Origin of the sequence: Arenibacterium halophilum, from assembly GCF_005938225.1 — a bacterium.
GTDB classification, from domain to species: domain Bacteria; phylum Pseudomonadota; class Alphaproteobacteria; order Rhodobacterales; family Rhodobacteraceae; genus Arenibacterium; species Arenibacterium halophilum.
Map to the genome: position 1 here is coordinate 1,073,958 of NZ_VCPC01000001.1, position 15,875 is coordinate 1,089,832.

Annotated in this window: 22 protein-coding genes; 4 read left to right on the forward strand and 18 right to left on the reverse strand. The window is 61.9% G+C overall.

Going from position 1 to position 15,875, the window contains the following annotated elements:
* Both FGK64_RS05140 and FGK64_RS05145 read right to left on the reverse strand, forming a co-directional pair.
* The gene (locus FGK64_RS05140; protein ID WP_138862692.1) at positions 1-621 is read right to left on the reverse strand and encodes a 2OG-Fe(II) oxygenase family protein; all 621 of its coding nucleotides are present in this window, start codon (positions 619-621) and stop codon (positions 1-3) included.
* A gap of 68 nt (positions 622-689) precedes the next feature.
* Positions 690-1,094 carry a winged helix-turn-helix transcriptional regulator gene (locus tag FGK64_RS05145; protein ID WP_138862693.1) on the reverse strand — a complete coding sequence of 135 codons (405 nt, stop codon included), beginning with the start codon at positions 1,092-1,094 and terminating at the stop codon, positions 690-692.
* A 79-nt stretch (positions 1,095-1,173) separates the two neighbouring features.
* On the opposite strand from FGK64_RS05145, the gene FGK64_RS05150 reads away from it, so the two are divergent.
* Positions 1,174-2,016: an SDR family oxidoreductase gene (locus FGK64_RS05150; RefSeq protein WP_138862694.1), complete on the forward strand. Its 843-nt coding sequence runs from the start codon at positions 1,174-1,176 to the stop codon at positions 2,014-2,016.
* Between the two features lie 89 nt (positions 2,017-2,105).
* Here FGK64_RS05150 and rplP read toward each other — a convergent pair whose 3' ends face one another.
* From rplP to rplB, 5 genes are read right to left on the reverse strand one after another with little or no spacing between them, the layout of a single operon-like run.
* Entirely contained in the window at positions 2,106-2,519 is a 414-nt protein-coding gene (gene rplP / locus FGK64_RS05155; protein ID WP_138862695.1) for a 50S ribosomal protein L16, read from the reverse strand.
* Between the two features lie 13 nt (positions 2,520-2,532).
* The gene (gene rpsC / locus FGK64_RS05160) at positions 2,533-3,240 is read right to left on the reverse strand and encodes a 30S ribosomal protein S3 (RefSeq protein ID WP_138862696.1); all 708 of its coding nucleotides are present in this window, start codon (positions 3,238-3,240) and stop codon (positions 2,533-2,535) included.
* Positions 3,240-3,620, reverse strand: coding sequence for a 50S ribosomal protein L22 (gene rplV, locus FGK64_RS05165; protein ID WP_138862697.1), 381 nt, complete (start codon positions 3,618-3,620; stop codon positions 3,240-3,242). Before rplV ends, rpsC begins: the two co-directional genes overlap by 1 nt.
* Positions 3,621-3,623: 3 nt before the next feature.
* Positions 3,624-3,902, reverse strand: a complete 279-nt coding sequence (gene rpsS, locus FGK64_RS05170) for a 30S ribosomal protein S19 (protein ID WP_138862698.1) — start codon at positions 3,900-3,902, stop codon at positions 3,624-3,626.
* Positions 3,903-3,905: 3 nt separating this feature from the next.
* Positions 3,906-4,748 carry a 50S ribosomal protein L2 gene (rplB, locus tag FGK64_RS05175; RefSeq protein ID WP_138862699.1) on the reverse strand — a complete coding sequence of 281 codons (843 nt, stop codon included), beginning with the start codon at positions 4,746-4,748 and terminating at the stop codon, positions 3,906-3,908.
* Between the two features lie 354 nt (positions 4,749-5,102).
* Here rplB and FGK64_RS05180 point away from each other — a divergent pair, with 354 nt between their 5' ends.
* Together FGK64_RS05180 and FGK64_RS05185 are read left to right on the forward strand one after the other, a co-directional pair.
* Positions 5,103-5,336 carry a type II toxin-antitoxin system ParD family antitoxin gene (locus FGK64_RS05180; protein WP_342773938.1) on the forward strand — a complete coding sequence of 78 codons (234 nt, stop codon included), beginning with the start codon at positions 5,103-5,105 and terminating at the stop codon, positions 5,334-5,336.
* Complete coding sequence (locus FGK64_RS05185) at positions 5,326-5,637, forward strand: type II toxin-antitoxin system RelE/ParE family toxin (RefSeq protein WP_138862701.1); 312 nt, start codon at positions 5,326-5,328, stop codon at positions 5,635-5,637. Before FGK64_RS05180 ends, FGK64_RS05185 begins: the two co-directional genes overlap by 11 nt.
* Before the next feature lie 70 nt (positions 5,638-5,707).
* Here FGK64_RS05185 and FGK64_RS05190 read toward each other — a convergent pair whose 3' ends face one another.
* The 9 genes from FGK64_RS05190 to rpsL form a co-directional block, all read right to left on the reverse strand.
* Positions 5,708-6,004: a 50S ribosomal protein L23 gene (locus FGK64_RS05190; RefSeq protein ID WP_138862702.1), complete on the reverse strand. Its 297-nt coding sequence runs from the start codon at positions 6,002-6,004 to the stop codon at positions 5,708-5,710.
* Positions 6,001-6,618 carry a 50S ribosomal protein L4 gene (gene rplD / locus FGK64_RS05195; protein WP_138862703.1) on the reverse strand — a complete coding sequence of 206 codons (618 nt, stop codon included), beginning with the start codon at positions 6,616-6,618 and terminating at the stop codon, positions 6,001-6,003. Before rplD ends, FGK64_RS05190 begins: the two co-directional genes overlap by 4 nt.
* A complete protein-coding gene (rplC, locus tag FGK64_RS05200; RefSeq protein ID WP_138862704.1) occupies positions 6,615-7,478 on the reverse strand; it encodes a 50S ribosomal protein L3 in 864 nt (287 codons plus the stop codon). Before rplC ends, rplD begins: the two co-directional genes overlap by 4 nt.
* Before the next feature lie 18 nt (positions 7,479-7,496).
* Complete coding sequence (gene rpsJ, locus FGK64_RS05205; protein WP_008756422.1) at positions 7,497-7,811, reverse strand: 30S ribosomal protein S10; 315 nt, start codon at positions 7,809-7,811, stop codon at positions 7,497-7,499.
* A 159-nt stretch (positions 7,812-7,970) separates the two neighbouring features.
* Positions 7,971-9,146, reverse strand: coding sequence for an elongation factor Tu (gene tuf, locus FGK64_RS05210; protein WP_138862705.1), 1,176 nt, complete (start codon positions 9,144-9,146; stop codon positions 7,971-7,973).
* 24 nt (positions 9,147-9,170) lie between these two features.
* Positions 9,171-9,797, reverse strand: coding sequence for a hypothetical protein (locus FGK64_RS05215; RefSeq protein WP_138862706.1), 627 nt, complete (start codon positions 9,795-9,797; stop codon positions 9,171-9,173).
* A 6-nt stretch (positions 9,798-9,803) separates the two neighbouring features.
* Positions 9,804-11,927, reverse strand: coding sequence for an elongation factor G (gene fusA / locus FGK64_RS05220; RefSeq protein ID WP_138862707.1), 2,124 nt, complete (start codon positions 11,925-11,927; stop codon positions 9,804-9,806).
* A 29-nt stretch (positions 11,928-11,956) separates the two neighbouring features.
* Complete coding sequence (gene rpsG, locus FGK64_RS05225; RefSeq protein ID WP_138862708.1) at positions 11,957-12,427, reverse strand: 30S ribosomal protein S7; 471 nt, start codon at positions 12,425-12,427, stop codon at positions 11,957-11,959.
* A gap of 215 nt (positions 12,428-12,642) precedes the next feature.
* Entirely contained in the window at positions 12,643-13,014 is a 372-nt protein-coding gene (gene rpsL / locus FGK64_RS05230) for a 30S ribosomal protein S12 (protein WP_007118826.1), read from the reverse strand.
* Between the two features lie 348 nt (positions 13,015-13,362).
* Between rpsL and FGK64_RS05235 the strand changes: the two genes are divergently transcribed.
* Positions 13,363-14,169 (forward strand): putative rhamnosyl transferase, encoded by an 807-nt coding sequence (locus FGK64_RS05235; protein WP_138862709.1) that lies wholly within the window; start codon positions 13,363-13,365, stop codon positions 14,167-14,169.
* On the opposite strand, the gene FGK64_RS05240 is transcribed toward FGK64_RS05235, so the two are convergent.
* Positions 14,166-15,059 carry a DMT family transporter gene (locus tag FGK64_RS05240; RefSeq protein WP_171053978.1) on the reverse strand — a complete coding sequence of 298 codons (894 nt, stop codon included), beginning with the start codon at positions 15,057-15,059 and terminating at the stop codon, positions 14,166-14,168. The genes FGK64_RS05235 and FGK64_RS05240 overlap by 4 nt on opposite strands.
* A 2-nt stretch (positions 15,060-15,061) precedes the next feature.
* On the reverse strand, positions 15,062-15,868 hold the full coding sequence (locus FGK64_RS05245; RefSeq protein WP_138862711.1) for a glycosyltransferase: 807 nt from the start codon (positions 15,866-15,868) through the stop codon (positions 15,062-15,064).
* Between the last annotated feature and the right edge of the window lie 7 nt (positions 15,869-15,875).

The window sequence follows — 15,875 nt, forward strand, 5'->3', positions numbered from 1 at the left end:
CTATTCCCAGGCGTAGTTGAAGCTGACGCTGATGCGGTCGTCCTCGGCCATGTTCATCGGCACCTCGTGACGCAGCCAGCTTTCCCACAGCAGCACATCGCCCACCTTGGGCGCGACGTAGACAAAGCTTTTCAACTCTTCCCGCACGTCCTTTACCCGCGTCGGCGCGGCCATCATCATCGGCAGGCGCGGGTCTTCCAGCTTCAGCGCGCTGGCGCCATCGGGCATCGCCACATAGGTCGTGCCGGAAATCACCGAATGCGGGTGGATGTGGCTGGAATGCGCGCCGCCTTCGGGCAGGATGTTGATCCAGAGGTCTTCCAGCTTCAGCGCCTTGTCGCCCAGATCGAACCCCAGATCGGCGGCGAAGGCCGCGACATGGGCATCAAGGCAGGCGACGACATCTGCAAAGATCGGGAACCGCCACGGCAGATCGGTTAGCGAGGCATAGGATGTATAGCCGGGAAAGCCGTTTTCCTCGCACCAGTCCTGCCCGGCCTCGTCATCCTCGGCAATCGAATAGCAGGATGCGCGCAGCTCGTCCGGATCGACCTTGCCGCCAAGCTCGGACAATCGGGCCTGGTACAGCCGGGTGACAAACAGCGAACGAAGATCGGCCATGGCAAGGCTCCTGACTGGCGGTTTGACCTGCCCTAGCGCATGTCGGCCCCAAAGGGGAGAGGCCGCGTTCAGATGTCGCGGGGCGCATCCCAGTTGGCGGCGATGCGCGGCAGGTTCACCTCGATCCAGTCGGCAAGGCCGCGCACCTTTTCGGCGGCTTCCCGGCCCAGCGGCGTCAGGCGATAATCAACGTGGGGCGGAATCACCCCGTGGTCGATCCGTTCCACCAGCCCGTCCGTTTCCAGCCATTTCAGCGTCTGCGCCAGCATCCGTTCGCTGACCCCGCCAATCCGCCGCCGCAAGCCGCTGAACCGAAGCGTTTCCTGTTCCAGCGACATCAGGATCAGCACGCCCCAGCGGCTGGTCACATGCTTCAACACCTCGCGCGACGGGCAGCCGGTGGCCAGCAGGTCGCCCCGGGACAGCTTTTGCGACAGCGACAGGCGCGCGGTATCAAGATCATCTATTTCCATACTTACGTTTATGTACGTACTTACTAAAAATAAGCAAGAGGATTAGATGCGGGGGACGTGAGATAGAAAGGACTTTCACATGACCATCGCCATCACCGGAGCCACCGGCCAGCTTGGCCGCCTCGTCGTTGAAAAACTGAGAGAGCGCGCGCCCGATACCCCCGTTGTCGCCCTTGCCCGCAGCCCGGAGAAGGCCGACGATCTGGGGACCGAGGTGCGGCCATTCGATTACGACAAGGTGGAAACGCTCGCCCCTGCCCTTGCCGGTGTCGAAACGCTGCTGCTGATCTCTGCCTCGGAGGTCGGGCGCCGGGTTCCGCAACATCAGGCCGTGATTGATGCCGCCAAGGCCGCGGGCGTCAAACGCATCGTCTATACCAGCCTCTTACGCGCCGACACGGCACAGGTTGGACTGGCGCAGGAACACCGCGACACCGAAGCCGCGCTGGCCGCCTCGGGGCTGGCCGTCACGCTGCTGCGCAACGGCTGGTACACCGAGAACTACCTGGCCTCTCTGCCGGCCGCGCTGGAACACAACGCCCTGCTGGGTAGCGCAGGCGATGGCCGCATCAGCTCGGCCACGCGCGAAGACTATGCCGAAGCCGCAGCCGTGGCGATGCTGGACGAAAGCCATGCGGGCCGAACCTATGAACTGGCCGGTGACACCAGCTATACCCTGACGGACCTTGCTGCGGCCATTTCGGCCAAAGCCGGGCGCACGATCCCCTATGTGGACATGCCCGTGCCCGAGTATGCCGCTGTTTTGGAAAAGGCCGGTTTCCCCGCGCCCGTGGCCCAGATGCTGGCCGACTTCGACACCGCCGCAAAACGGTGCGAGTTTTTTGACGACAGCCATACGCTGTCGACGCTGATCGGGCGGCCCACCACGCCGCTGGACAGCGCGGTAGCCGCTGCTCTCTGACATCCCCGCGCACAACGAAAAACCCCCGCCATCGCTGGCGGGGGTATCCAATTTTCAGTGCAGGCAGAACAACGCCCTGCCCCACGATCTTACCAGTCTTCGCGAACCACGACGCGCGTTTTCAGCGGCAGTTTCATCGCGGCCAGACGCAGAGCCTCGCGGGCGATGTCGTCATCGACGCCGTCGATTTCGAACATCACGCGACCCGGCTTGATCTTGGCAGCCCAGTAATCGACCGAACCCTTACCTTTACCCATACGAACTTCGGTGGGTTTCGAGGTGACGGGCAGATCCGGGAAAATCCGGATCCAGACACGGCCCTGACGTTTCATGTGGCGGGTCATCGCGCGGCGGGCCGCTTCGATCTGACGCGCCGTGACACGTTCCGGCTGCAGCGCCTTCAGACCGTAGGTGCCGAAGGTCAGGGTGCTGCCACCCTTGGCTTCGCCATGAATGCGGCCTTTGTGCTGTTTACGGAATTTCGTACGCTTTGGTTGAAGCATTTACTTGTCCTCCTCAGCGACGGCCACCGGCACCACGGGGGGCCGGACCATCCTGAAGTTCCTGTGCCTTGCGGTCACGCGCCTGGGGATCGTGCTCCATGATCTCGCCTTTGAAGATCCAGGTCTTGATCCCGATGATGCCATAGGCGGTCGTTGCCTCGACATGTGCGTAATCGATGTCGGCACGCAGGGTGTGAAGCGGCACGCGGCCTTCGCGATACCATTCGGTCCGCGCGATTTCGGCACCGCCCAGACGGCCCGCGACGTTGACCCGGATACCCAGGGCCCCCATGCGCATGGCGTTCTGCACGGCACGCTTCATCGCACGACGGAAGCTGACCCGACGTTCCAGCTGCTGGGCAATGGATTCACCCACCAGGCGGGCGTCAAGCTCGGGCTTGCGCACTTCGACGATGTTGAGGTGCAGCTCGCTGTTGGTCATCGCGGCGATCTTCTTGCGCAGGACTTCGATGTCCGCGCCTTTCTTGCCGATGATGACACCCGGACGGGCCGTGTGGATCGTGACGCGGCACTTCTTGTGCGGACGCTCGATGATCACGCGGGCAACGCCGGCCTGCTTGCATTCCTCGTTGATGAAATCACGGATCTTCAGGTCTTCCAGCAGAAGATCGCCGTAATCCTTGGTATCTGCATACCAGCGGCTGTCCCAGGTGCGGTTGACCTGAAGGCGCATGCCGATCGGATTGACTTTGTTACCCATTAGGCTTGCTCCTCGACTTGACGCACCAGGATGGTGATCTCGGAAAACGGCTTGACGATCTTGCCAAACCGGCCCCGGGCCCGCGGGCGACCGCGCTTCATCGTCATGTTCTTGCCGACCCATGCCTCGGCGACGACCAGTTCATCGACGTCCAGGTTATGGTTGTTCTCGGCATTGGCGATGGCCGACTGAAGGCACTTCTTCACGTCCACGGCGATCCGCTTCTTCGAGAAGGTCAGATCGGTCAGGGCGCGTTCTACCTTCTTGCCACGGATCATCGCGGCGACCAGGTTCAGTTTCTGCGGGCTGGTCCGAAGCATGCGCAGCTTTGCCATTGCTTCGTTGTCGGCCACGCGGCGGGGATTCTTATCCTTGCTCATGGCTTACTTCCGCTTCGCTTTTTTGTCGGCGGCATGACCGTAATAGGTCCGCGTCGGCGAGTATTCACCGAACTTCTGACCGATCATGTCTTCGCTGACGTTGACAGGAACGTGTTTCTTGCCGTTGTAGACGCCAAACGTCAGGCCCACGAACTGGGGCAGGATCGTCGAGCGACGCGACCAGATTTTGATAACTTCGTGACGGCCGGATTCCCGCGCCGCTTCGGCTTTTTTCAGCACGTAAGCGTCGACAAAGGGGCCTTTCCATACAGAGCGAGCCATGGTTTAGCGCCCCTTCTTCTTGGCGTGCCGCGAGCGGATGATCAGCTTGCTCGACGCCTTGTTGCGATTGCGGGTCTTGGCACCCTTGGTCGGCTTGCCCCACGGGGTCACCGGGTGACGACCACCCGAGGTCCGGCCTTCACCACCACCGTGCGGGTGGTCGATCGGGTTCATCACGACGCCGCGGACCGAGGGACGCTTGCCATAGTGGCGCATCCGGCCGGCTTTACCGTAGTTCTGGTTGGAGTTGTCGGGGTTCGACACGGCACCGACGGTGGCCATGCATTCCTGACGCACCATGCGCAGCTCGCCCGAGGACAGGCGGATCTGGGCATAGCCGCCATCGCGGCCGACGAACTGGGCATAGGTGCCCGCGGCGCGTGCGATCTGGCCGCCCTTGCCGGGCTTCATCTCGATGTTGTGGACGATCGTCCCGATCGGCATCCCCGAGAACGGCATCGCGTTGCCCGGCTTGATGTCGACTTTCGATCCGGCAACGACCTTGTCGCCGATCGCCAGACGCTGCGGGGCCAGGATATAGGCCTGCTCGCCGTCGTCATACTGGATCAGCGCGATGAATGCGGTCCGGTTGGGGTCGTATTCGATGCGCGCCACAACGGCGGAAACGTCGAATTTGTTGCGTTTGAAATCAACGATCCGGTAGAGGCGTTTTGCCCCACCGCCGCGACGACGCGAGGTGATACGTCCGGTGTTGTTCCGGCCGCCCGATTTCGTCAGACCCTCGGTGAGGGCTTTGACGGGGCGTCCTTTCCACAGCTCCGAACGGTCGATCAGCACCAGCCCGCGCTGGCCCGGCGTCGTCGGCTTGTACGACTTGAGTGCCATGCTTTCTGTCTTCCGTTTAGCAGTGCGACCCATAAGGGCCGCTATGTATGGGGTATTTGCCGCGCGGCTGGAAAGACCGCATCCGACACACTACCCAGAGTATAGGGCCCCGAAGGTCCCCGGTTCACGTTGCCTTTCGGCAAAAAAGCACAGCCCCAGACGAATCCGGGGCGGCGCAGATGGGGTCGTGTAGGGGGTTTGGGGGGGCGGGTCAAGCGGATTGGCGCGGGAGCTTGACGCACAGCTTTCACGCTCTGTTTGACACCCTGCATCTGCGGGTCCGCTCGCCCCGTCAATCACCGCTCAAATCTTGACAAACTTTGCCATTCCCGCCATCTTCCGCACATGGCTACGATGAATGTCTCCCTTCCCGATCAGATGAAAGACTGGGTCGAGACCCGTCTGGACGGCAAGGAATTCAGCAACACCAGCGACTATGTCCGCCACCTGATCCGGCGTGATCAGGAGCGGCAGCAGGCGATTTTCGAGATACAGGCCGCGTTGGACGAGGCAGAGGCCAGTGGCCCGCCGCAGGCGTTCGACATGGGCGCCTTCAAGGCCGACATGCATCGCAAGCATGGGGCATGAGCCACTCCCCCTTCGCCTTACCCCAAAGGCGCAGGAGGATCTGGAAGCAATCTGGCGGTACAGTTTCGAGAAATGGGGCGCGGCCCAGGCCGACCGCTACCTGGACGGGTTCAGTACCAGTTTCGCGACGCTCTGCGACATGCCCGCGATCGGCCGCCTGCGGACGGAATTCACCCCTCCGGTCCGGATATATCATAGCGGCGAACACCTTGTTTTCTATCGCACCGATCAGACGACGCTTTTGGTGCTGCGCATCCTGCATCCACGGCGAAACTGGCACGATCTGCTGGGCGAAACGTAAAAGGCCCCCCACCATCCGGTGAGGGGCCTTCCATTCGTTGACGCCAGGCAGGGTATCCCTGCCCTCACGATCACAGACCGGTGGTCACGTCGATCGTGTTGCCCTCTTCCAGGGTGACATAGGCTTTCTTCACGTCTTTCCGCTTGCCCATCAGGCCGCGGAAACGCTTGGTCTTGCCTTTGGTGATCGTCGTGTTGACGGCCTTCACCTTGACGTTGAACAGCGCCTCGACCGCTTCCTTGATCTGCGGCTTGTTGCTGTCCATCGCCACTTCGAAGACCACCGCGCCGTTTTCCGACGCCATGGTGGATTTCTCGGTGATGATCGGCTTGCGGATCACGTCGTAGTGTTCTGCCTTCGCGCTCATTTCAGTCGAGCCTCCAGTGCTTCGACACCCGCTTTCGTGATCACCAGGGTGTCACGCTTGAGGATGTCATAAACGTTTGCGCCCATCGTCGGCAGGATATCCAGACCTTCGATGTTGCGGGCGGCCTTGGCGAATGCCTCGTTGACCGACGCGCCGTCGATGATCAGCGCGCGCTTCCAGCCCAGGCTGGCGATCTGCTTGGCCAGGATGGCGGTCTTGCCATCCGACTCCGCCGTGTCTATCACGACCAGTTCGCCCGCTTTCGCCTTGGCCGACAGCGCGTGGCGCAGGCCCAGGGCACGGAACTTCTTGGTCAGGTCATGTGCGTGGCTGCGCGGGGTCGGACCCTTGTAGATGCCACCCTTGCGGAAGATCGGCGCCTTGCGCGAGCCGTGGCGTGCGCCGCCTGTGCCCTTCTGGCGATAGATCTTCTTGGTCGAATAGCTGACTTCCGACCGGGTTTTCACCTTGTGGGTGCCGGCCTGTGCCTTGGCACGCTGCCAGCGAACGACGCGGTGCAGGATATCGGCTCGCGGGTCGAGGCCGAACAGGGCCTCGTCCAGGTCTACCGATCCGGCCTTGTCGCCGTCGAGTTTGATGACATCGAGTTTCATTCGTCACCTTCCTTCTTCTCGGGCTCGCCCTCTGCCTTGTCGGCAGCGATATCGGCTTCGGCGGCTTTCAGCGCTTCGGCTTCTGCGGCGGCTTGCTCTTCGGCCAGACGCTTGGCTTCGGCTTCGGCTTCTGCGGCGGCGGCGGCGGCGGCTTCTTCAGCGGCTTTCGCGGCTTCCTCGGCGGCCGATTTCAGCGCGGCGGGCAGGATCGCGTTTTCCGGGAACGGCTTTTTCACCGCGTCCTTGACAGTGACCCAGCCACCTTTCGAACCGGGCACGGCGCCCTTGACCATGATCAGGCCACGCTCGGCGTCGGTTTTCACGACTTCGAGGTTCTGGGTCGTGACGCGCACGGCCCCCATGTGGCCGGCCATCTTCTTGCCTTTGAAGACCTTGCCGGGATCCTGACACTGACCGGTCGAACCGTGCGAACGGTGCGAAATCGACACACCGTGCGAGGCCCGCAGACCGCCGAAGTTGTGCCGCTTCATGGCACCGGCGAAACCTTTACCGATCGAGGTGCCGGCAACATCGACGTACTGACCGGCAAAGTAATGGTCAGCAGTGATTTCTTCGCCCACGTTGATCAGGTTTTCCGGGTCGACGCGGAATTCCGCGATCTTCCGCTTGGGTTCAACCTTGGCAGCGGCAAAGTGGCCGCGCATGGCTTGGGTGGTCCGCTTGGCCTTGGCCGTACCGGCGCCCAGCTGAACGGCGGTATACCCGTCCTTGTCAGCGGTCCGTTGTGCCACGACCTGCAACTTGTCCAGTTGCAGCACGGTCACGGGAACCTGCTTGCCGTCTTCCAGGAACAGCCGGGTCATGCCGACTTTCTTTGCGATAATTCCAGAGCGCAACATCTGTTCTGCCCCCTTCGCTTACGACTGCAGCTTGATTTCGACATCCACGCCGGCGGCGAGGTCGAGCTTCATCAGCGCGTCCACCGTCTGCGGGGTCGGATCGACGATATCCAGCAGACGCTTGTGCGTGCGGATTTCAAACTGATCGCGGGATTTCTTGTCGACGTGCGGGCCGCGCAGAACGGTGAACTTCTCGATCTTGTTCGGCAGCGGAATCGGTCCGCGCACGTTGGCACCGGTCCGTTTGGCGGTGTTCACGATTTCCTGCGTGGACGCATCCAGCACACGGTAATCGAACGCCTTCAGACGGATGCGGATGTTTTGGCTTTGAATGGCCATGTCACTATCCCCTTCAAGGGCTTTTCAAGTTGAGAGGAGGACCGACGACCACCGCCGCCCCTCTTCGAACCTATCTTGCAAAGGAAAGACGCACGCGGCGCCTTTCCAAATTCGACCGGTCACGTGGCAGGGTTCCCCCTGCCCCGCACTGTCTTATTCGACGATCTTCGACACCACGCCGGCGCCGACGGTGCGGCCGCCTTCGCGGATAGCGAAGCGGAGGCCCTGCTCCATCGCGATCGGGGCGATCAGTTCGACGCCGAAGCTCACGTTGTCGCCGGGCATCACCATTTCCGTACCTTCGGCCAGCGTCACCGTGCCGGTCACGTCCGTGGTGCGGAAGTAGAACTGCGGGCGGTAGTTGGCGAAGAACGGCGTATGACGGCCACCTTCATCCTTGGTCAGGATGTAGGCTTCGGCTTCGAACTTCTTGTGCGGCTTCACGGAACCGGGCTTGCAGAGCACCTGGCCGCGTTCCACGCCTTCACGGTCCACACCGCGCAGCAGGGCGCCGATGTTGTCGCCGGCTTCACCCCGATCCAGCAGCTTGCGGAACATTTCCACGCCGGTGCAGGTGGTTTTCTTGGTGTCGCGGATGCCGACGATTTCGATTTCGTCGCCCACGTTGATCACGCCACGCTCGACACGGCCGGTCACAACGGTGCCGCGGCCCGAGATCGAGAACACGTCTTCGATCGGCATCAGGAACGGCTGGTCCACGGCGCGCTCGGGCGTCGGGATCCATTCGTCGACAGCGGCCATCAGCTTCTTGATCGACTCTTCGCCGATTTCCGCGTCGCGGCCTTCCATTGCGGCCAGGGCCGAACCCGGAATGATCGGAATGTCGTCGCCGGGGTAGTCGTACGAGCTCAGCAGCTCGCGGACTTCCATTTCCACCAGCTCCAGCAGCTCGGCGTCGTCAACCTGGTCGACCTTGTTGAGGTAGACGACCATGGTCGGGATGCCGACCTGGCGACCCAGCAGGATGTGCTCGCGGGTCTGGGGCATCGGGCCGTCGGCCGCGTTCACCACCAGGATCGCGCCGTCCATCTGGGCGGCACCGGTGATCATGTTCTTCACATAGTCGGCGTGGCCGGGGCAGTCGACGTGCGCATAGTGACGCGCTTCGGTTTCATACTCGACGTGCGCGGTCGAGATGGTGATGCCGCGGGCTTTCTCTTCCGGCGCGCCGTCGATCTGGTCGTAGGCCCGGAAATCGCCAAAGTATTTCGTGATCGCCGCCGTCAGCGTCGTCTTGCCGTGGTCAACGTGACCAATCGTGCCGATGTTCACGTGCGGTTTGTTGCGTTCAAACTTTGCCTTACCCATAGTGGTAGTCCTTCCAACTCATGTTCATGTCTGTTTGCCGAAAAGGCGTTTTCTTACATCCGCAGCGAAGCCGGCCACGGTGGCACGATAGTCTTCCTGCGGCTCTTTGGTCAGGGCCACACCGATCAGGCCGCCGCCGACCCATCCGCCCTTGGCCGTGCCGCGAACGGTGGCCGGTTTCATAAGGACCGCACCGTTGCGCGCATCCACGATCCACATCGTGCCGGTGATGGTGCTTACCCCACCGACCAGCATCGACTGACCCGGTGACACAAGCACGACACGCTCCACCAGCAGGTTCACCTTGACCGGGCGATCACCGGCATTGTTGCCAAGCGATGCCAGCAGGGTGCTGCGGATGTCGGCCCCGATCTGGGCGGGCGGAACGGAGATCGCCCGTCCCTGCACGCCTTCGATCGCCGATGTATCCACCGAAACCTCGACCACCTTCAGGCTGGAGCCCCGGCGGCCATCGGCCAGCTGTTGCCCGGTATCTCCGGGCGCCAGCGCGGTTTTATCGGACGAACCCGGCTTAAAGACCCCGTGACCGTAGACCGGTTCCGGCGAGGGGCGTTTGGTTGCCGAGGTGCCATCTTCGCACCCCGCCAGAAACGCCGCCCCAAGGCCAACAAGAAAAATTCGCCGTTCCATCCCCAGTTACGCGTATTTCGCCTGGATTTCGTCGCTGATGTTCTGCGGCACCGGATCGTAGTGATCGAACTGCATGGTGAACTGGGCGCGGCCCGAGCTCATCGAACGCAGGGTGTTGATGTAGCCGAACATATTGGCCAGCGGCACGAAGGCGTTGATCGCGATGGCGTTGCCGCGCGGTTCCTGGCCGGTCACCTGGCCACGACGCGAGGTCAGATCGCCGATGATGCCACCGGTGTAATCCTCGGGGGTGATCACCTCGACCTTCATGATCGGTTCCAGCATCTTGGCGCCAGCTTTCCGCATGCCTTCGCGCATGCCCATACGGGCGGCGATTTCGAAGGCCAGAACGCTGGAGTCCACGTCGTGGAACTTACCGTCGATCAGGGCAACCTTGAAGTCGATCACCGGGAAGCCGGCCAGCGGGCCCGAATCCATCACCGACTTGATGCCTTTTTCGACACCGGGGATGTATTCCTTGGGAACCGCACCACCAACGATGCGCGACTCGAAGGAATAACCTTCGCCCGGCTCTGTCGGGGTGATGATCAGCTTGACCTCGGCGAACTGACCCGAACCACCCGACTGTTTCTTGTGGGTGTAGGTGTGCTCGACCTCTTTCGAGATGGTCTCGCGATAGGCCACCTGCGGCGCACCGATGTTGGCTTCGACCTTGAATTCGCGCTTCAGACGATCCACCAGGATGTCGAGGTGAAGTTCGCCCATGCCCTTCATGATGGTCTGGCCCGACTCGATGTCGGTTTCGACGCGGAACGACGGGTCTTCGGCCGCCAGACGCTGCAGACCCTGAGACATCTTCTCCTGGTCGTTCTTCGTCTTGGGTTCGATCGCGATCTCGATCACCGGATCCGGGAAGGTCATCGTTTCCAGAACGACCGGGTCTTTCTCGTTGCAGAGCGTGTCACCGGTGGTGGTGTCCTTCAGACCGGCCAGCGCGATGATGTCGCCAGCGAAGGCTTCCTCGATCTCCTCGCGGTTGATCGAGTGCATCATCATCATCCGGCCAACGCGCTCTTTCTTGCCCTTGGTCGAGTTCAGCATCGTGTCGCCCTTGCGGAGCTGACCCGAGTAGATGCGGGTGAAGGTGAGCGAGCCAACGAAGGGGTCGTTCATGATCTTGAACGCCAGACCGGCGAAGGGCATGTCGTCATCGGCGCGGCGCGCGATGTTGCGAACTTCTTCTTCGTCGCCCGGCTTGAAGCCCATGTAATCGACAACGTCCAGCGGGCTGGGCAGATAGTCGATCACGGCGTTCAGAAGCGGCTGCACGCCCTTGTTCTTGAAGGCAGACCCACCCAGAACCGGAACGAAGTGCAGCGCCAGCGTGCCCTTGCGCAGCAGTTTGCGCAGGGTGTCAACGTCGGGCTCGTTGCCTTCGAGGTATTCCATCATGGCTTCGTCGTCTTCTTCGACGGCGGCCTCGATCATCTTGGCGCGCCATTCGTCGGCGACGTCCTTCAGGCTGTCGCGGATCGGGTTCTTTTCCCAGGACGCGCCCAGGTCTTCACCCTTCCAGACCCACTCTTCCATGGTGACCAGGTCAACCAGGCCTTCCAGCTCGTTCTCGGCACCGATCGGCAGCGCAACGGGAACCGCGCGGGCGCCGGTGCGGTCTTCGATCATGCGAACGCAGTTGAAGAAGTCGGCACCGATCTTGTCCATCTTGTTGACGAACACGATGCGCGGCACCTTGTAGCGGTCAGCCTGACGCCACACGGTTTCGGTCTGGGGTTCGACACCGGCGTTGGCATCCAGCACACAGACAGCACCGTCGAGCACGGCCAGCGAACGTTCGACTTCGATGGTGAAGTCGACGTGGCCGGGGGTGTCGATGATGTTCATGCGGTACTTGGTGTCCGACGTGCCGTCCTTGGTCGGCTCTTCCTGGCGCTGCCAGAAGGTCGTCGTTGCAGCCGAAGTGATGGTGATCCCGCGTTCCTGCTCCTGCTCCATCCAGTCCATCGTCGCCGCGCCGTCATGCACTTCGCCGATGTTGTGGGATTTGCCGGTGTAAAACAGGATCCGTTCCGAGCAGGTGGTCTTGCCTGCGTCGATATGGGCCATGATGCCGAAGTTGCGGTAGCGTTGAAGCGGATAATCGCGTGCCATTGGGGCAGTCCTCGAAATGAGTAGGTTGGTTACCAGCGGTAGTGGCTGAACGCTTTGTTCGCGTCTGCCATCTTGTGCGTGTCTTCACGCTTCTTGACGGCGGCACCACGCGACTGGACGGCGTCCAGCAGCTCGCCTGCAAGGCGCTCTTCCATGGTGTTTTCGTTGCGGGCGCGGCTGGCGTTGATCAGCCAGCGGATCGCCAGGGCCTGACGGCGCTCGGGGCGCACTTCGACCGGAACCTGGTAGGTGGCACCACCCACACGGCGCGAACGGACTTCGACGCTGGGCTGGATGTTGTCGAGTGCTTCGTGGAAGACTTCCAGCGGCGAGCGCTTGATCTTGCCTTCAACGCGATCCATCGCGCTGTAGACGATCCGCTCGGCGACGGATTTCTTGCCGTCAACCATCAGGTTGTTCATGAATTTGGTCAGCACGATATCGCCGTATTTGGCGTCGGGCAGAACTTCGCGTTTTTCAGCGGCGTGACGTCGGGACATTCCCTAACTCCTATCTTACATGCCCATGACGCAGAACGATGTGGCGACCTTGCAGGTACGTGCGTTCCGCTTCTGGCGTTCTGGCTATGCCCGACCCACCCCCGCGCCCCGCCCCGGCATATTCCGGGGGCCGAACGGGATCGCGCCAAAGCAGGCTTTGGCGGCGACCGGCGCATCGGCAAGAGGCGCAACAGGGATGAGCATAGCCCGGATCATTACTTCGGACGCTTGGCGCCGTACTTCGAGCGGCGCTGTTTCCGATCCTTGACGCCCTGGGTATCCAGAACACCGCGCAGGATGTGGTAACGCACACCGGGAAGGTCTTTTACACGGCCGCCGCGGATCAGCACAACCGAGTGTTCCTGCAGGTTGTGGCTTTCACCCGGGATATAGCTGATGACTTCGAAACCATTGGTCAGGCGCACCTTGGCAACCTTCCGCATGGCCGAGTTCGGCTTCTTCGGCGTGGTGGTGTAGACGCGTGTGCAGACGCCGCGCTTTTGCGGGCATTCCTGCAGGTGCATCGACTTCGAGCGTTTCACTTTCGGCTGCCGCGGCTTGCGGATCAGCTGTTGGATCGTTGGCATTCCGGTTCTTTCCCCGTCTCATCAACACATGTGCATGCACGCTGGGCGTGCGGTTCAATTCGTCCGGCGCCTTCCGCGTCCGAAAAGCGCAAAAACCGCCTTCGCTCCCGGGTTGCCCGGAACGACGCGGTGGGTTTCCAGAGGATCGGGCCAATGCCGGCCGGATCGTGACCACTTAGTACTGGATTCGGCACATGGGGCGACCCCCGTCAGCCGAGATAGCGGGCGTATAGGGGGAGTCGCCGGGGGTGTCAACCGCCGCGTTGCTTGCCATAGGGGCACGGCTTGGGTGACAGTGCAGATGTAGCGCCGCACCGGCGGGGCATCAACTCGGGCAGGAAGGTTTTCATGCAGGTCATCGGATTGTGCCGCTTTTCCTATCCGGGCATCGGCGGCTTTCAGATCGAACACGACAGCCTCGAGGATCGGATCGCCTTTCTGTATGCGCCCCAGCGGCTGGAAGAACGGTTCCGCTTCTTTGAATGCTTCACCCTGCCCTCGATCCGGGCACAGCTGGACCCTGATTTCACCTTTCTGATCGTGATCGGAGATAGCCTGCCGCCCGAGCACCGCGCCCGACTGCAGGCGCTGGTGCAGGATGTGCCGCAAGTGCAGATTCAGGCGCACCCGCCGGGGCCGCATCGCGACGTGATGAAGGCGGCAATCAACTCGGTCCGCGATGGCGATGGCCCCTGCCTGCAGTTCCGGCTGGACGATGACGACGCGGTGGCGGTAACCTTCGTCGCCCGCCTGCGTGCCGCCGCGCGGCAGGTGGCCGGACTGCTGGACGATCACCGTCATATCGCGCTGGATTTCAACCGCGGCTTCATCGCCCGCCCCGGGCCGAACGGGATCGACGCCACCGCCATTCACAAGCCGCTTTGGACGGCGGGCCTCGCGCTGATGCTGCGGCCCGGGGTCAACGTAACGGTGATGAACTTTGCCCATCACGCGATGGGACGAAAGATGCCCACCATCTCTTTCCCGACAGACAACATGATGCTGCGCGGCCACAACGACTATAACGATTCACGTCAGGGCGACGGCGTGAAGCCCGTGCGCCTGACCCCGCTGGATGCCGAAGGCGAACAGCTGTTCCGCGACACTTACAATATTGATGCCGATCACGTGCGCCGGGTGTTTGCGCAGGGTTAGACGTGCGGCGTCACGTCGGTTTCCACGTCGCCCTCCACCACTTTCTCCCGGTGGAACATGAACATGCCGGACCCGACGACAATCGCGCCGCCCAGCAAGGTCAGATTGCTGGGCCAGTCGCCAAAAACGAACCACCCCAGCACCAACGCCCAGACCAACCCGGTATAGCGGAACGGCGCGGTGAAAGAGATATCGCCAACCCGCATGACAAGGATGCTGAACAGATAGGCGATGGCGATGCACACGCCCGCCAGCACGATCAGCCCGGCATCGACGGCGGCAACCGGCTGCCACGGGCTGCCCAGCGAAGCGATCGCGGCCGCCAGACAGACCGATACCGCCGACAGGAAAGTGACGGTCATCGAGGGCACGTCGGCCGACATGCGCCGCGTGGACAGATCGCGCAGCGTCACACAGGCCACCGCGCCAAGGGCATAAAGCGAATAGATCGAAAACCCGTCCGGTCCGGGCCGCACGATCAACAGCATCCCGGCAAAGCCAACAGCGATGGCGACCGCCCGTTTCCACCCCACGCTTTCGCCAAAGAACAGCACCGCGCCAAGGGTCACCGTCAGCGGCAACACCTGCAACACCGCTGTCACATTCGCCAAAGGCATGTGCATGAGGGCGGTGAGAAAGAAATAGGTCGCACTGACCTCGCCCAGGCAGCGCAGGCCGATCAGCGACCAGTCGCCCCGAGACAGCCGGAAATGCACCCCGCCGAAACGCTGCGCCAGAATGTAGATCAGCACGCTGGCAAGGATGCCTCGAAGTGTCACCAGCTGGAACAGGGGCACATCGCTACCCACCACCTTGACCAATGTGTCGTTCATGGTGAACGCCGCCATCGACGCGATCATGAACAGCGCCGCGCGTGTGTTTGGTTGCATGGTCAGAGGGCCTTCAGTCGGTCGATCGACAGGTTGAAATGGTGCCGCAACTGCGCATCTATCTGGGCCGGCTTCATCTTGTGCGTCAGCCCGATCTGCGCCGGGTTGGATTTGTTGTCGCCATGCACGGTGCGCACGAAGGCGGGCACCGAAATATCCGAATAGGTATTATAGTGCTGCGGAAATTTGCGGTGCACATAGCGGTAGGGGTTCGTGTTGTGATCGACCGGCGCGATCAGCGTGACACCGGTAGAGAGCGGCGCGCGTTCGCAGGCGTCGAACACCTCGGCCTCGCCTTCGCCCGTGCGGACATAGAAACCCCGGTTGTAGGCGATGATTGTCGGAGGCGGATCGTCGTGCAGGTGAAATAGCCCATTCGCCAAACGCTTGGTGCGGCGGATGAAATCAGTATCCACCGCGTCATCGTCATCCAGCCGGAACATGATCCGGTGGGTCACCCCATCGACGGGAACCGAATTATAGGCCTCGCGCAGCAGCGGGTAATGCTTCCCCGTCCCGACAGGGCGCAGGTGGATATGATCGTGCGGTTCGATCAGGTCGGCGAGGCGCTGCAGATAGTCCTCGGGCATCGATTCGGCCGTGAGCACCAGCAGATCGAACCCGGTATCGCTCTGGTTCACCAACGACGGCAGGCACAGGTTTTCGAACAGGTTGAACCGCAGCGCCATGCGCTCGGGCGAAAACAGATGCGCGGCAGTCTCTTCAAGCGAGGCAAAGCGTTCGGAAAAATAGGTCGGGGTAAGGACCGAGAACCGCAAAAGTCCGATTGTTCTGAAGCTGTGCGCCATGCCCTGC

Bases quoted from the DNA above. Each gene is read 5' to 3' on its own strand.
- FGK64_RS05185 (WP_138862701.1), top strand. From the start codon at position 5,326: ATGGGGCATGAGCCACTCCCCCTTCGCCTTACCCCAAAGGCGCAGGAG.
- fusA (WP_138862707.1), bottom strand. From the start codon at position 11,927: ATGGCACGCGATTATCCGCTTCAACGCTACCGCAACTTCGGCATCATG.
- FGK64_RS05245 (WP_138862711.1), bottom strand. From the start codon at position 15,868: ATGGCGCACAGCTTCAGAACAATCGGACTTTTGCGGTTCTCGGTCCTT.
- tuf (WP_138862705.1), bottom strand. From the start codon at position 9,146: ATGGGTAAGGCAAAGTTTGAACGCAACAAACCGCACGTGAACATCGGC.
- rplD (WP_138862703.1), bottom strand. From the start codon at position 6,618: ATGAAACTCGATGTCATCAAACTCGACGGCGACAAGGCCGGATCGGTA.
- FGK64_RS05215 (WP_138862706.1), bottom strand. From the start codon at position 9,797: ATGGAACGGCGAATTTTTCTTGTTGGCCTTGGGGCGGCGTTTCTGGCG.
- FGK64_RS05180 (WP_342773938.1), top strand. From the start codon at position 5,103: ATGAATGTCTCCCTTCCCGATCAGATGAAAGACTGGGTCGAGACCCGT.
- rpsL (WP_007118826.1), bottom strand. From the start codon at position 13,014: ATGCCAACGATCCAACAGCTGATCCGCAAGCCGCGGCAGCCGAAAGTG.
- rpsG (WP_138862708.1), bottom strand. From the start codon at position 12,427: ATGTCCCGACGTCACGCCGCTGAAAAACGCGAAGTTCTGCCCGACGCC.
- FGK64_RS05240 (WP_171053978.1), bottom strand. From the start codon at position 15,059: ATGCAACCAAACACACGCGCGGCGCTGTTCATGATCGCGTCGATGGCG.
- rplB (WP_138862699.1), bottom strand. From the start codon at position 4,748: ATGGCACTCAAGTCGTACAAGCCGACGACGCCGGGCCAGCGCGGGCTG.
- rpsC (WP_138862696.1), bottom strand. From the start codon at position 3,240: ATGGGTAACAAAGTCAATCCGATCGGCATGCGCCTTCAGGTCAACCGC.
- rpsS (WP_138862698.1), bottom strand. From the start codon at position 3,902: ATGGCTCGCTCTGTATGGAAAGGCCCCTTTGTCGACGCTTACGTGCTG.
- FGK64_RS05140 (WP_138862692.1), bottom strand. From the start codon at position 621: ATGGCCGATCTTCGTTCGCTGTTTGTCACCCGGCTGTACCAGGCCCGA.
- FGK64_RS05235 (WP_138862709.1), top strand. From the start codon at position 13,363: ATGCAGGTCATCGGATTGTGCCGCTTTTCCTATCCGGGCATCGGCGGC.
- rplP (WP_138862695.1), bottom strand. From the start codon at position 2,519: ATGCTTCAACCAAAGCGTACGAAATTCCGTAAACAGCACAAAGGCCGC.
- rplV (WP_138862697.1), bottom strand. From the start codon at position 3,620: ATGAGCAAGGATAAGAATCCCCGCCGCGTGGCCGACAACGAAGCAATG.
- rplC (WP_138862704.1), bottom strand. From the start codon at position 7,478: ATGTTGCGCTCTGGAATTATCGCAAAGAAAGTCGGCATGACCCGGCTG.
- FGK64_RS05150 (WP_138862694.1), top strand. From the start codon at position 1,174: ATGACCATCGCCATCACCGGAGCCACCGGCCAGCTTGGCCGCCTCGTC.
- FGK64_RS05190 (WP_138862702.1), bottom strand. From the start codon at position 6,004: ATGAGCGCGAAGGCAGAACACTACGACGTGATCCGCAAGCCGATCATC.
- FGK64_RS05145 (WP_138862693.1), bottom strand. From the start codon at position 1,094: ATGGAAATAGATGATCTTGATACCGCGCGCCTGTCGCTGTCGCAAAAG.